The organism is Streptomyces sp. NPDC051219 (genome assembly GCF_040682335.1).
GTDB lineage: Bacteria > Actinomycetota > Actinomycetes > Streptomycetales > Streptomycetaceae > Streptomyces.
Map to the genome: position 1 here is coordinate 68,189 of NZ_JBFBAS010000009.1, position 12,260 is coordinate 80,448.

Annotated in this window: 14 protein-coding genes; 2 read left to right on the forward strand and 12 right to left on the reverse strand. The window is 70.0% G+C overall.

What is annotated here, in order from left to right; genetic code table 11:
- Positions 1-64: 64 nt before the first annotated feature.
- The 8 genes from AB0M62_RS13375 to AB0M62_RS13410 all read right to left on the reverse strand — a co-directional run bounded on the left by AB0M62_RS13375 (position 65) and on the right by AB0M62_RS13410 (position 7,572).
- Entirely contained in the window at positions 65-805 is a 741-nt protein-coding gene (locus AB0M62_RS13375) for a DUF3159 domain-containing protein (RefSeq protein WP_366074300.1), read from the reverse strand.
- 3 nt (positions 806-808) lie between these two features.
- Positions 809-1,216 (reverse strand): OB-fold nucleic acid binding domain-containing protein, encoded by a 408-nt coding sequence (locus AB0M62_RS13380; protein ID WP_366074301.1) that lies wholly within the window; start codon positions 1,214-1,216, stop codon positions 809-811.
- Between the two features lie 74 nt (positions 1,217-1,290).
- On the reverse strand, positions 1,291-1,977 hold the full coding sequence (locus AB0M62_RS13385; protein ID WP_366074302.1) for a response regulator: 687 nt from the start codon (positions 1,975-1,977) through the stop codon (positions 1,291-1,293).
- Between the two features lie 26 nt (positions 1,978-2,003).
- Complete coding sequence (locus AB0M62_RS13390; protein WP_366074303.1) at positions 2,004-4,547, reverse strand: sensor histidine kinase KdpD; 2,544 nt, start codon at positions 4,545-4,547, stop codon at positions 2,004-2,006.
- Positions 4,548-4,765: 218 nt separating this feature from the next.
- Entirely contained in the window at positions 4,766-5,509 is a 744-nt protein-coding gene (locus AB0M62_RS13395; RefSeq protein WP_366074304.1) for an ABC transporter ATP-binding protein, read from the reverse strand.
- Between the two features lie 158 nt (positions 5,510-5,667).
- Complete coding sequence (locus AB0M62_RS13400) at positions 5,668-6,453, reverse strand: DUF3710 domain-containing protein (protein WP_366074305.1); 786 nt, start codon at positions 6,451-6,453, stop codon at positions 5,668-5,670.
- Position 6,454: 1 nt separating this feature from the next.
- Complete coding sequence (gene dut / locus AB0M62_RS13405; RefSeq protein ID WP_366074306.1) at positions 6,455-6,988, reverse strand: dUTP diphosphatase; 534 nt, start codon at positions 6,986-6,988, stop codon at positions 6,455-6,457.
- Positions 6,988-7,572 carry a PaaI family thioesterase gene (locus AB0M62_RS13410; RefSeq protein ID WP_366074307.1) on the reverse strand — a complete coding sequence of 195 codons (585 nt, stop codon included), beginning with the start codon at positions 7,570-7,572 and terminating at the stop codon, positions 6,988-6,990. The genes dut and AB0M62_RS13410 overlap by 1 nt, the downstream gene beginning before the upstream one ends.
- 58 nt (positions 7,573-7,630) lie before the next feature.
- Here AB0M62_RS13410 and AB0M62_RS13415 point away from each other — a divergent pair, with 58 nt between their 5' ends.
- On the forward strand, positions 7,631-8,101 hold the full coding sequence (locus tag AB0M62_RS13415) for a DUF3093 domain-containing protein (protein WP_366074308.1): 471 nt from the start codon (positions 7,631-7,633) through the stop codon (positions 8,099-8,101).
- 36 nt (positions 8,102-8,137) lie between these two features.
- Here AB0M62_RS13415 and AB0M62_RS13420 read toward each other — a convergent pair whose 3' ends face one another.
- The 4 genes from AB0M62_RS13420 to AB0M62_RS13435 all read right to left on the reverse strand — a co-directional run bounded on the left by AB0M62_RS13420 (position 8,138) and on the right by AB0M62_RS13435 (position 11,614).
- Positions 8,138-9,022: a hypothetical protein gene (locus tag AB0M62_RS13420; RefSeq protein ID WP_366074309.1), complete on the reverse strand. Its 885-nt coding sequence runs from the start codon at positions 9,020-9,022 to the stop codon at positions 8,138-8,140.
- An 11-nt stretch (positions 9,023-9,033) separates the two neighbouring features.
- Positions 9,034-9,330, reverse strand: a complete 297-nt coding sequence (locus AB0M62_RS13425) for a DUF4193 domain-containing protein (RefSeq protein ID WP_114662768.1) — start codon at positions 9,328-9,330, stop codon at positions 9,034-9,036.
- A gap of 382 nt (positions 9,331-9,712) precedes the next feature.
- Positions 9,713-10,954 (reverse strand): HAMP domain-containing sensor histidine kinase, encoded by a 1,242-nt coding sequence (locus AB0M62_RS13430; protein ID WP_366074310.1) that lies wholly within the window; start codon positions 10,952-10,954, stop codon positions 9,713-9,715.
- Positions 10,955-10,960: 6 nt separating this feature from the next.
- Complete coding sequence (locus tag AB0M62_RS13435; protein WP_366074311.1) at positions 10,961-11,614, reverse strand: response regulator transcription factor; 654 nt, start codon at positions 11,612-11,614, stop codon at positions 10,961-10,963.
- 295 nt (positions 11,615-11,909) lie between these two features.
- Between AB0M62_RS13435 and AB0M62_RS13440 the strand changes: the two genes are divergently transcribed.
- Positions 11,910-12,074, forward strand: coding sequence for a hypothetical protein (locus tag AB0M62_RS13440; protein ID WP_366074312.1), 165 nt, complete (start codon positions 11,910-11,912; stop codon positions 12,072-12,074).
- Positions 12,075-12,260: the final 186 nt, after the last annotated feature.

Here is a 12,260-nt window from a genome sequence, read left to right on the forward strand (position 1 = left end):
CGCATACCGGAAGGGCCCGGGAAACCTGTCGGCGGTTTCCCGGGCCCTTCGACGTTCCGCGTCCTCAGAACTCGCGCTGCTGGGCCGCGGCGGCCGCGGCCTTGCGCTCCTTCTCGGCCTCCTCCTGCGCCTCCATCTCCGCGAAGACGTCGATGGGCGGCGGCGCCTTGGCCAGGAAGACCCAGGTCAGGTAGACCGCCAGCAGGAACGGCGGGATCTTGAGTGCGACGAGCACCCAGCCGAGGTGTTCGGTGTCCGCCCACCAGTAGAGCGGGAAGAGGATCATGCACTTGGCGAGCAGGATCAGGCCCCAGGCCCAGCTGGCCTTGGTGTACGCCTTCTTCCGGCCCGGGTTCCGGGTGCGCCAGGAGAGGTTCTCCTTGAAGACCGGGCCCAGGATCAGCCCGATCAGCGGGACGCCCGCGATCGAGGTGATGATGTACGCGAGCGCCAGGCCGAGGGTGTAGAGCATGCCCGGCAGATAGAAGTCCTTGGCGTTGCCGGTCATCATCGCGAAGACCACACCGAAGGCGACTCCGAAGACACCGCTGAACGCGTGCTTGACAGTGTCCTTCCTGATCAGCCGGACGGCGACGAGGAGCAGCGAGACCGCCAGGGCCGCGATGGCCGCGATGTGCAGGTCCTTGTTGATCGTGAAGATGGTCACGAACAACAGGCCGGGGAGAACGGTCTCCACCATGCCCCGCACCCCGCCGAAGGCATCGAACAGGGCGGCTTCGGTCACGGCTCTCGCCTCGCCCTCGCTGTCCTGTCCGGTCGTGGTCGGCTTGTCGATCGACGTCACCGGCTACTCCTGTCCGAGCGGTCGCAGTTCGTACTTGGGATTGAAGAGCACCCGTCGTCCGTGGCTCATGGAGATCCGGCCGGACGCGATCATCTTGCGGCCCGGTTCTACGCCCACGATCGAGCGGCGGCCGAGCCAGACCACGTCCAGGGCGGCGGAGCCGTCGAACAGTTCCGCCTCCAGGGCCGGCACACCGGCCCTCGGTCGCAGGGTGACCGTGCGCAAGGTACCAGTCACCTTCACTATCTCGCGGTCGTGACAATCGCAGATCCGCGTACACCCCGTGGCCTCTGCGTCCTCCTGGAGCTCCGCGGAGTGCAGATCCTCCTGCGAGGTGGAAAGCCGCTCGATCATCCGGCGGAAGCGGCCTGCCGGCTTTGCCGGCTTCTCGGAACGAGGTGCAGCACTCATGCGTCCAGCCTACCGGGGCGCCGGTCCTCGAACGGAGGGCCGTGCGGAGGACCGGGGGACCGTCCCGGCGAAGGTCAGGACCGCTCGAACCGGTACCCCATCCCCGGCTCGGTGACGAAGTGCCGCGGGTGCGAAGGGTCGGCCTCGAGCTTGCGGCGCAGCTGCGCCATGTAGACCCGCAGGTAGTTGGTCTCCGTGCCGTACGACGGCCCCCAGACCTCCTGGAGCAGCTGCTTCTGGCTGACCAGTCGCCCGGTGTTGCGGACCAGTACCTCCAGCAGGTGCCACTCCGTCGGGGTCAGGCGTACGTCGCGGCCGTCGCGGTGCACCTTCTTCGCGGCCAGATCGACGGTGAAGCCCTCGGTCTCCACCATCCCCTCGTCGTCGCCCGCGCCGGTCGGCTCGGCGCGGCGGACCGCGGCGCGCAGCCGGGCCAGCAGCTCGTCCATGCCGAACGGCTTGGTGACGTAGTCGTCGGCGCCCGCGTCGAGCGCCTCGACCTTCTCGTCGGAGGTCTGGCGGGCGGAGAGGACCAGGATCGGGACTCGGGTCCAGCCCCGCAGGCCCTTGATCACCTCGACGCCGTCCATGTCGGGCAGGCCCAGGTCGAGGACGATCACGTCGGGGTGGCGGGCGGCGGCCATCTGAAGGGCGCTCGCGCCGTCGGGGGCCGCGTCCACCTCGTACTTGCGCGCCTTGAGGTTGATCACGAGGGCGCGGACGATCTGCGGCTCGTCGTCGATCACGAGCACCCTGGTCATGGGTGGGCCTGCTTTCTGCTGTCCGGTCACGAGATGACCTGGGCGGGGAGATGGGAGCGTACGGGACTGGGACCCGGCACGGCCTGGAGGGTGAGGACCATGGTCATGCCTCCGCCGGGGGTGTCCTCGGCCGTGAGTGTGCCGCCCATGGCTTCGACGAAGCCCCGGGCCACGGCGAGGCCGAGGCCGACTCCGGACCCGCGGGGAGCGTCACCGTAACGCTGGAAGGGCTCGAAAATCCGCTCTTTCCCGTCGTCCGGGACGCCCGGACCGCGGTCCACGACCCGTAGTTCGACCCGGTCGCCGAGCGCGCTCGCGGCCACGGCGACGGGTGTGGCGGCGGGGCTGTACTTGACCGCGTTCTCGACGATGTTGGCGACGGCGCGCTCCAGCAGCCCGCGGTCGACCGCCACCATGGGCAACGACTCGGGGATGTCCAGCCCGACGCTGTCGTCGGGTACACCGACGAGAGCCATGGGGACCACCTCGTCGAGGTCGGTCTCGCGGATCACCGGAACCACCGTGCCGGTCTGCAGCCGGGACATGTCGAGCAGATTGCCCACCAGGTGGTCGAGACGGTCCGCGCCCTCCTCGATCCCTTCGAGCAGCTCGGCCTCGTCCTCCTCGGACCAGGCGACGTCGTCGGAGCGCAGCGAGGAGACGGCGGCCTTGATGGCGGCCAGCGGGGTGCGCAGGTCGTGGCTGACCGCCGCCAGCAGGGCGGTGCGGATGCGGTTGCCCTCGGCGAGACGGCGGGCCTCCTCGGCCTCGCCGACCAGGCGCCGGCGGTCGAGTACGACGACGGCCTGGGCGGCGAAGGCGCCGAGCACCCGGCGGTCCTCGGCCGGCAGGACGCGGCCGGAGAGGGCCAGTGCCATGTGGTCGCCGACGGGCATGTCGACGTCCGCGTCCTCGGGGCGGCCGACCGGCTTCGGCCCCACGCTGCCCGCGCGGGTCCATGGATCCACATCGCTCGCACGCTCCAGCAGGGCCACCGACTCCATGGAGAAGGTCTCGCGGACCCGCTCCAGCAGGGCGTCGAGGGTGGTCTCGCCGCGCAGCACGCTGCCGGCGAGGAAGGAGAGGATCTCGGATTCGGCCCGCAGCCGGGCGGCCTGGTGGGTGCGCCGGGCGGCGAGGTCCACCACGGAGGCCACCGCGACGGCGACCGACACGAAGATCACGATGGCGACGATGTTCCGGGGGTCCGCGACCGTGAGGCGGTGCAGGGGCGGGGTGAAGAAGTAGTTGAGCAGCAGGGAACCGAAGGCGGCGGAGGCCAGGGCCGGCAGCAGTCCGCCGAGCAGGGCGGCGGCGACCGTCAGGGACAGGAACAGCAGCATGTCGTTGGCGAGACCGAGGTCCGCGTCGACGTTGGTCAGCAGCAGTGCCAGCAGGGCGGGGCCGGCCACAGCGACCAGCCATCCCCAGATGATCCGGGAGCGGCCGAGGCGGGCTCCGCGCGCCACGGGGAGCCCGCGGCCCTTGGCGACCTCGTCGTGGGTGACGATGTGGACGTCCAGATCGGGACCGGAATCGCGGGCGACGGTCGCGCCGACGCCTGGGCCGAAGACGTACTGCCAGGTCCTGCGCCGGCTGGAGCCGAGGACGATCTGGGTCGCGTTGACACCGCGGGCGAATTCGAGGAGGGCGCTGGGAACGTCGTCGCCGATGACGTGGTGGAACGTGCCGCCGAGATCCTCCACCAGGGTTCGCTGTACGGCCAGCTCCTTGGGTGAGGCCGAGGTGAGGCCGTCGCTGCGGGCGATGTAGACGGCGAGGATCTCGCTGCCGGAGCCCTTGGCCGCCATACGGGATGCGCGGCGGACGAGCGTACGTCCCTCGGGGCCGCCGGTCAGGCCGACGACGATGCGTTCGCGGGCCTGCCAGGTCGAGCGGATGTTGTGCTCGCCCCGGTACTGCTGGAGGTACTCGTCGACCCGGTCGGCGACCCAGAGCAGGGCGAGCTCGCGCAGGGCGGTCAGGTTGCCCGGCCGGAAGTAGTTGGAGAGGGCCGCGTCCACCTTCTCCGGCTTGTAGATGTTGCCGTGGGCCATCCGGCGGCGCAGCGCCTCGGGTGACATGTCGACAAGTTCGATCTGGTCCGCTCGGCGGACCATCTCGTCCGGAACGGTCTCCCGCTGGCGTACGCCGGTTATCGACTCGACGACGTCGCCCAGTGATTCCAGGTGCTGGATGTTGACCGTGGAGATGACGTCGATTCCGGCCCGGAGCAGCTCCTCGACGTCCTGCCAGCGCTTGGCGTTGCGGGAGCCGGGCACATTGGTGTGCGCGAGTTCGTCCACGAGGGCGACGGCGGGCCGGCGCTCCAGACACGCGTCCACGTCCATTTCGGTGAACGTGGTCCCGCGGTATCCGATCTCCCGGCGCCGGAGCTGCTCGAGGCCGTGCAGCATGACCTCGGTGCGGGCCCTGTCGTGGCACTCGGCAAAGGCCACGACGCAGTCCGTGCCCCGCTCGACGCGGCGGTGCGCTTCGGAGAGCATCGCGTACGTCTTGCCGACGCCCGGTGCCGCACCGAGGTATATCCGGAGTTTGCCGCGTCCCATGGCCTCATTGTCTTCCAGCTGCAGCCGCATACCACTGCATACGCTGCGTCGACCTTACGGCCAAGGATCCAGACAATTCGGGCGAGGGGACGCGCTCGGGCTGGTATTGACGCGTTTCTGATGCGTTCCTGTGCGCTCGTCCCGGTCCTGTCCTGCCAGTCCTGCCCAGCCAGTCCTGCCCAGCCAGTTCTGCCCAGCCAGTTCTGCCCAGCCGGGTCTCAGGCCTGGGGGGCCGGCTCTACGAGGCCACCGTCGCCGAGTTCCAGCACCCGGTCGGCCAGCCCCAGCAGCGCCGCGTCGTGGGTGGCCACCAGCGCTGTGACGCCCTCGCTGCGTACGACGGCGCGCAGCAGCTCCATCACCGCGAGCCCGGTCTCCGCGTCGAGCTGGCCGGTCGGCTCGTCCGCGATGAGCAGCGCGGGTCTGTTGGCCAGCGCCCGGGCGATGGCGACGCGCTGCTGCTGGCCGCCGGAGAGCTCGCCGGGGCGCCGGCCGGCGTGGTCTGCCAGGCCCACCAGGGCGAGCAGCAGCGCGACGCGCTCCTCGCGCACCTTCGGGTCGGTCCTGCGCAGCCGCATCGGTACGCCGACGTTCTCGGCGGCGGTGAGGATGGGGATCAGCCCGAAGGACTGGAAGACGAAGCCGATCCGGTCGCGGCGCAGTTCGAGGAGGCCGTGCTCGCCCAGGCCGGAGAGTTCGGTGCCGTCGACGGTCACGCTTCCGCTGTCGGGGGTGTCCAGGCCGCCGACGAGGTTGAGGAGGGTGGTCTTGCCGGAGCCGGAACGCCCCTTGAGGGCGACGAGTTCGCCGTGCGGGACGCTGAAAGACACCCCGCGCAGGGCGTGCACGGCGGAGGCGCCCGTCCCGTACGACCGGTGCAGGTTCTCCACCCGCACCATCGCCCCTCCGGCCGGGTCCTCCACGACCGCGGTGCGGGACTGCGCGCTGATGCCCTCGGTCATGTCCACTCCCCCGTGCGTTCGTTGGGCCGGGCCAGTATCGCCAGGCGGGCAACCGGTCGGCAATGGCCGCGCCGGCCTGCGGAAAGGCCGGTGGCCGCATCCTCAAAGGCCCCAAGGGTTCCGAAGGGATGCGGGCCACCGGCCCCGGCGACTTCCGGTCAGCGCACCTCGGTGATCTCGGGACCGCGCTGCAGCTGCCCCATGCCACCGGAGAAACGTGAACCCTCCTGGTCCTCCTGCTGGACACCCTCGGGCACCATCTGCGCGTCGTTCGGCAGTTTGAGCACGATCGGGTCGCGCGGGGCCATCGGGCCTTCGCCGCGTACGACGACCGTGTCCCGGAAGATCTGCTCCAGCAGACCGGCGGCCTCCGGCTGCACCGCGCCCTGCCCGGAGATCACTCCGCGCAGGAACCAGCGGGGGCCGTCGACACCGACGAAGCGCACGAGCTGTACTCCGTGCGTGCCGTCAGGCAGCTGTACGGGCACCTGGGCGCGCAGCTCCCAGCCCAGCGGTCCCTCGACCTCGTCGATCATGCCGCCCTGCTGGGTGATGCCGGACGCGATCTCCTCGCGCACCTCGCCCCAGATGCCTTCCTTCTTGGGCGCCGCGAAGGCCTGCAGCTGCACAGCGCTGTCGCGCAGCACGACCGTCGCCGCGACGATCGCGTCGCCCGCGACCTCCACCCGCAGCTCCATGCCCTCGACTCCGGGCACGAAGAGACCGCCGAGGTCCACCCGGCCCTCGCCGGGCTCGGAGACCTCGGAGAGGTCCCACGGACCGTCCGGCCGGGGGGCCGGCGGCAGGTTCACCCTGCGCTGCTCGCCAGGAGCGAGCTCCTCAGCGTCAGCGTCCAGTTCGTCACCGGAGACGCCGTCGACGACCTGCTCGGCCTCGCCCGCTGCGTCCTCAGCGGAACCGCTCTTCTTGCGACGTCCGAACACGTCACTGTCCTTCCCGGTCGGATACGACCGAAGCGTATCTAGTCCCACCCTGTTGCCCACCGCTTGCTCCGCCCACAGCGGCATGACCGCCGGTCGACCCGAAGCCCCCCTCGGCCCGCGCCGAACCGGGAAGCTCCGCAACCTCGTGGAAGCGCACCTTCTCGACCTGCTGGACGACCAGTTGGGCAATCCGGTCGAAGCGCTCGAACCGCACGGTCTCGCGCGGGTCGAGATTGACCACGATCACCTTGATCTCTCCACGGTACCCGGCATCCACCGTCCCCGGGGCATTCACGAGGGCGACGCCGCAGCGGGCGGCCAGCCCGGACCGCGGGTGCACGAAGGCCGCGTAGCCGTCCGGCAGGGCGATGGAGACACCGGTGGGGAGTACGGTCCGCTCGCCGGGGGCGAGCTCAGCTGCCTCGGTGGTCACCAGGTCCGCGCCCGCGTCGCCGGGATGTTCGTACGAAGGAACGGGGACCTCGGGGTCGATGCGCCGGATCAGTACGTCAACGGCTTGCCTGGAGTCACGCATCAGGGGTTCACCTCGAAAGCACGCGCGCGCCTTACCTGGTCCGGGTCGGCCATGGCCGCCTGGATCTCCTCGGGCCGGCCGTTGTCGATGAAGTGGTCGACCTTGACCTCTACGAACAGGGCCTCCGCGCGTACCGCGACGGGCCCCTCGGGTCCGTCTATCCTGCCGACGGCGGTCGAATAGATCTTGCGGCCGGCCACCGCGGTGACCTCGGCCTCGAGGTGCAGCACGGTGTCCACGGGCACGGGCCGTACGAAGTCGGTCTCCAGCCGGCCGGTCACCGCGATCACACGCAGCAGCCAGTTCAGCGATCCGAGCGTCTCGTCGAGCGCCGTGGCCAGCACTCCGCCGTGCGCCAGGCCGGGCGCGCCCTGGTGGACGGGCTTGACCGTGAACTCGGCCGTGACGCTCACGCCCTCACCGGCTCGCGCCGCCAGGTGCAGTCCGTGCGGCTGGGCGTCGCCGCAGCCGAAGCAGTGCGCGTAGTGCGCACCGAGGAGCTCGCCGGGGACCGGGGCGTCGGGGTGCCGCACCGGTGGCACGGCGTCGGCCGGGGGCGTCAGCGCTGTAGTTCGTCCACTCACAGGCGCAGACCTTACCCGCGCGGATAGGGGCAGGTCGCGCCGTGCCAAGCTTGGTCCTATGCAGCCTGCCGTCCCGCCCTATGACGAACGTCTGACCGCCCCCCGCTCGTGGTGGCTCATCGCCGCCCTGCTGGGGCTTTCGTGCGGGCTGGTGCTCCTGCCGTTCGGGGGGCTGCCGCTGCTCGCCGGGCTGATCGGCGGCTCGGCTCTCGCGGCGGTCGTGGTGAGCACCTACGGCTCCGCGCGGCTCCGGGTGGTGGCCGGCTCGCTCATCGCTGGGGACGCCCGGATTCCGGTCTCGGCGCTCGGGGAGCCCGAGGTACTGGACGGCGAGGGGGCGCGCGCCTGGCGTACGCACAAGGCGGATCCGCGCGCCTTCATGCTGCTGCGCAGCTACGTCCCGACCGCGGTCCGCATCGAGGTGACGGACCCGGAGGACCCCACTCCGTATGTCTATCTGTCGACCCGCGAGCCGGAGGCCCTGGCCGCGGCGCTCACGGCGGTCGGAGCCGGCCGGAAGTCGGTTTAGTCCGGTTCAGACCTGGACCGGACGTCCTCCGGAGGGTCAGCCCTCGATCTGCCTGCGGACATGGTCCGGCAGTTCCGCGGGCAGGGTCTTCGGCTGTTCCAGCGGGGGCAGGTCGGGCAGCGCGTCCCACGGGACCTGGCGGCTGCGCAGGTCCTTGCGGACTTTCTCGGCGAGCTTCTTGGTGTCCCGCCGGTTCATCATCGCGCCCACGGTCGCTCCGATCATGAACGGCATCAGGTTGGGCAGGTTGCGCAAGCTGCGCTTCATGATCTGCCGGCGGAGCTCGCGTTTCATACGGCCGCCGAGCGCGGCGTTCACGGTCGACGGTTTGGTCACGTCGATGCCCCGCTCCTCCGTCCAGGCGGTCAAGTAGGCGAGGCCGCGCTCTTTGAGCGTTCCGGGAGCCCGCTGTCCGTACACCTCGTGGAGCTCGGCGATGAGCTTCAGCTCGACCGCTGCGACCGCGGTGATCTCGGCCGCCAGCTCGGCCGGCATCGCGGGCGGTACGGGCAGCATGGCCGCCGCACCGATACCCGCGCCGACGGTGGAGGTGGCGTTCGCGGCGCCTGCGATGAGCTTGTCTGCGATCTCCTCCGGGCCGAGGCCCGGGAACTGTTTGCGCAGGGTCCGCAAATCCCGGACGGGGACCCGCGGAGCGTTCTCGATGAGCCGGTCGGCGAGGTGCGCGAGTCCGGCCCTGGCGCGCACGCGCGTCTTGTGCACGCCGTGCTTCATGGCGTGCATCCGGCCGGCCTCGGACTCCCGCCCGGAGCCCTCGTCGTCCCCTGTGACCGACGGCAGCCCGGCGGAAGGCACGGCCGGGGCGCCAAGGCCCTCAGCCGGGCCTGTGCCGCCCTCGGCGGTCCCTGATGCACCCTGCCGCCGGAAGCGACGCCTCCGGGGCAGTTTCGAGCCTGCCACGGCCGCCGTGCCTAGTCGCAGTCGCGGCAGATCGGCTGACCGTTCTTCTCGCGGGCCAGCTGGCTCCTGTGGTGCACAAGGAAGCAGCTCATGCAGGTGAACTCATCGGCCTGGCGAGGCAGCACCCGAACGGACAGCTCCTCGTTGGAGAGGTCCGCTCCGGGCAGCTCGAGGCCCTCGGCCTGCTCGAACTCGTCGACGTCGACTGCTGACGTCGACTTGTCGTTCCGGCGGGCCTTCAGTTCCTCAAGGCTGTCCGAATCGACGTCGTCGTCGGTCTTGCGTGGGGTGTCGTAGTCCGTTGCCATGTCGCGCTCTCCCCCTCTGGGTGTTTGCGGTGTCTCAGCGCACGTAACGCATGAGAGGCCGGACTTGTGCCCGACCCGAGGCGGAGATTTTGCCTCACATCAAGGTCTGTTACTCAATCGACACCCATCCGCACCCCTGAAGAGGTGATCGGCATGGATGGCGATCGGACCGTACACGGTCCGGATGGTGCACTGCACGGGCGTCACCCCGTGTACTTCCCGTGATCAGGGGCGCCGGAAACCCGGACGTTCCCGGCTTTCCAGCGGATTCCGTGATCACGGAGAGTGGATGGCCTGAAATGCCTCTCTGTGATAGATCACACAAGGAGCCCTCGGGAACAGGTCCCGAAAATTCCGCGCAAAGCGAACACACAGCAGCATCTCAGATGGGGAGGGTGACGCGCATGACGAGCCCGCCGCCCTCCCGCGGCTCCGCGATGATACGGCCCCCGTGAGCGCGCGCCACCGAGCGCGCGATCGACAGGCCCAGTCCGACGCCCTTGTCACTGCCCGTCCGCTCGGTACGCAGGCGTCTGAACGGCTCGAAGAGGTTGTCGATCTCGTACGCGGGAACCACCGGGCCGGTGTTCGAGACCACCAGAACGGCTTGGCCGTGCTGGGCCTCGGTGGTGACGTCGACCCAGCCGCCCTCGGGGATGTTGTAGCGGACCGCGTTCTGCACCAGGTTCAGCGCGATCCGCTCCAGCAGGACACCGTTGCCCTGGACCATGGCGGACGCGCGCTTTCCGAGAATCTCCACACCCTTGGCATCGGCCTCCGCACGGGTCTGGTCCACCGCGTGCGAGGCGACCTCGGCGAGGTCGACCGGTTTGCGCTCGACGATCTGGTTGTCGCTGCGTGCCAGCAGCAGCAGGCCCTCCACCAGCTGCTCGCTGCGCTCGTTGGTGGCCAGCAGTGTCTTGCCCAGCTGCTGGAGCTCCACGGGCGCCCCGGGGTCGGAGAGGTGCACCTCCAGCAGTGTGCGGTTGATGGCGAGCGGGGTGCGCAGCTCGTGCGAGGCGTTCCCGACGAAGCGCTGCTGGGCGGTGAAGGCGCGCTCCAGCCGGTCCAGCATGTCGTCGAAGGTGTCCGCCAGTTCCTTCAGCTCGTCGTCCGGCCCGTCCAGCTCGATGCGACGGGTGAGGTCGGTCCCGGCCACCCGGCGGGCGGTACGAGTGATCTTGCCGAGCGGCGAGAGTACGCGGCCCGCCATGGCGTAGCCGAAGGCGAAGGCGATGACGCTGAGGCCCAGCAGGGTGAGCAGCGAGCGGCTGAGGAGGTCGTCGAGGGCCCGCTGGCGCTGGTGGTCGACGCAGGCGCTCATGGCGGCATTGAACTCGTCGATACTCAGCTCCCCGACGATGCCCGGGCAAGTGGCGCTGGTCACCTTGGGATTTCCGTCGACGATCTTGAACGGCGGCGCACTGCCCACGTGCAGCGCCTGGGCCGCCAGCAGATAGATGATCGACAGCAGCAGGATGCCGGCGATCAGGAACATGCCGCCGTACAGCAGAGTGAGGCGTATCCGGATCGTCGGCCGCAGCCAGGGGAACGTACTCTCCGGCTGTCGCGGATCCCAGGTCGGCTTCGGGGGCGCCGCCGGCGGCGCCGGGGTCGTGGCCATCGGCGGTCAGATCCGGTAGCCGGAGCCGGGCACCGTGACGATGACCGGAGGCTCGCCGAGCTTCCGGCGCAGCGTCATCACCGTCACGCGCACGACGTTGGTGAACGGGTCGGTGTTCTCGTCCCAGGCCTTCTCGAGCAACTGCTCCGCCGACACCACTGTCCCCTCACTTCGCATCAGCACCTCCAGCACCGCGAACTCCTTGGGCGCCAGCTGAACCTCCTTACCGTCCCGGAACACCTCGCGGCGGTTGGGATCCAGCTTGATGCCGGCCCGCTCCAGTACGGGTGGGAGAGCGACGGTGGTACGACGGCCCAGCGCCCGGACCCGCGCGGTCAGCTCGGTGAACGCGAAGGGCTTGGGAAGGTAGTCGTCGGCGCCGATCTCCAGGCCCTCCACCCGGTCACTCACGTCACCGGAAGCAGTGAGCATCAGTACGCGGGTCGGCATACCGAGTTCGACGATCTTGCGGCACACGTCGTCGCCATGGACGAGCGGGAGATCGCGGTCGAGCACGACGACGTCGTAGTCGTTGACCTCGATCCGCTCGAGGGCGGCGGCGCCGTCGTACACCACGTCGACGGCCATGGCCTCCCGGCGCAGTCCGGTGGCCACCGCATCGGCGAGCAACTGCTCGTCCTCGACGACGAGTACGCGCACGGCGCTGTCCTTCCTCTGGGCCCATCGGGGCAGGCGGGGTTGGTTCGCTCACTGAGCGCTTCCATCCTGCCCCTTTCGGCCATAAACCGGCTGTAAGACGATCCTCCGCGGGCTCGCAGCGGGAAAATCGAGGATTCCCGGGTCGGTTGAGGTTTCTCGGGCGCGGGCGGAGGGGAGGACGACTGCACACCCGAGATCACCCCCTGTATGTGCCGCGCCACGACGTGTTCGAGGGGTGATCTTCCCGCCGTCGGCACACCCCCGTGCCACTGACCCACGACGAGGGGGCGCACCCATGGACGCATTCACCGCAGGACTTCTGCAGCGCATAAGGACCACGGAGTCGGACCTCACGCTGGCTCGCGAGACGGGCGACGACTTCCTCGCCGAGGTCGAGCAGGCAGAGCTGGACGATCTGCATCGCCTGGCCGCCGAGCACGGCGTGAACGTCGCCGCGTAGCTCGCAGCAACCGGTCGCGGCCGGTCACACGGCTGATGGGGCCCGGCACCGCGGGACGGTGCCGGGCCCCTTCGTCTTGCCCGAGGGCGCCCGCGGTCGGCCGGGAGCCCGGGACGGCAGGCCGGAGAGGCCGCCCTCGCTAGGGTCTCTCATTTGGATCTGATCCGGCCTGATCCAAACGAGAGA

What these genes read in the sequence shown, in the direction of transcription:
- AB0M62_RS13380 (WP_366074301.1), bottom strand. Translation starts at nt 1,216, where the DNA reads ATGAGTGCTGCACCTCGTTCCGAGAAGCCGGCAAAGCCGGCAGGCCGC.
- AB0M62_RS13385 (WP_366074302.1), bottom strand. Translation starts at nt 1,977, where the DNA reads ATGACCAGGGTGCTCGTGATCGACGACGAGCCGCAGATCGTCCGCGCC.
- AB0M62_RS13390 (WP_366074303.1), bottom strand. Translation starts at nt 4,547, where the DNA reads ATGGGACGCGGCAAACTCCGGATATACCTCGGTGCGGCACCGGGCGTC.
- AB0M62_RS13395 (WP_366074304.1), bottom strand. Translation starts at nt 5,509, where the DNA reads ATGACCGAGGGCATCAGCGCGCAGTCCCGCACCGCGGTCGTGGAGGAC.
- dut (WP_366074306.1), bottom strand. Translation starts at nt 6,988, where the DNA reads ATGCGTGACTCCAGGCAAGCCGTTGACGTACTGATCCGGCGCATCGAC.
- AB0M62_RS13415 (WP_366074308.1), top strand. Translation starts at nt 7,631, where the DNA reads ATGCAGCCTGCCGTCCCGCCCTATGACGAACGTCTGACCGCCCCCCGC.
- AB0M62_RS13425 (WP_114662768.1), bottom strand. Translation starts at nt 9,330, where the DNA reads ATGGCAACGGACTACGACACCCCACGCAAGACCGACGACGACGTCGAT.
- AB0M62_RS13430 (WP_366074310.1), bottom strand. Translation starts at nt 10,954, where the DNA reads ATGGCCACGACCCCGGCGCCGCCGGCGGCGCCCCCGAAGCCGACCTGG.
- AB0M62_RS13440 (WP_366074312.1), top strand. Translation starts at nt 11,910, where the DNA reads ATGGACGCATTCACCGCAGGACTTCTGCAGCGCATAAGGACCACGGAG.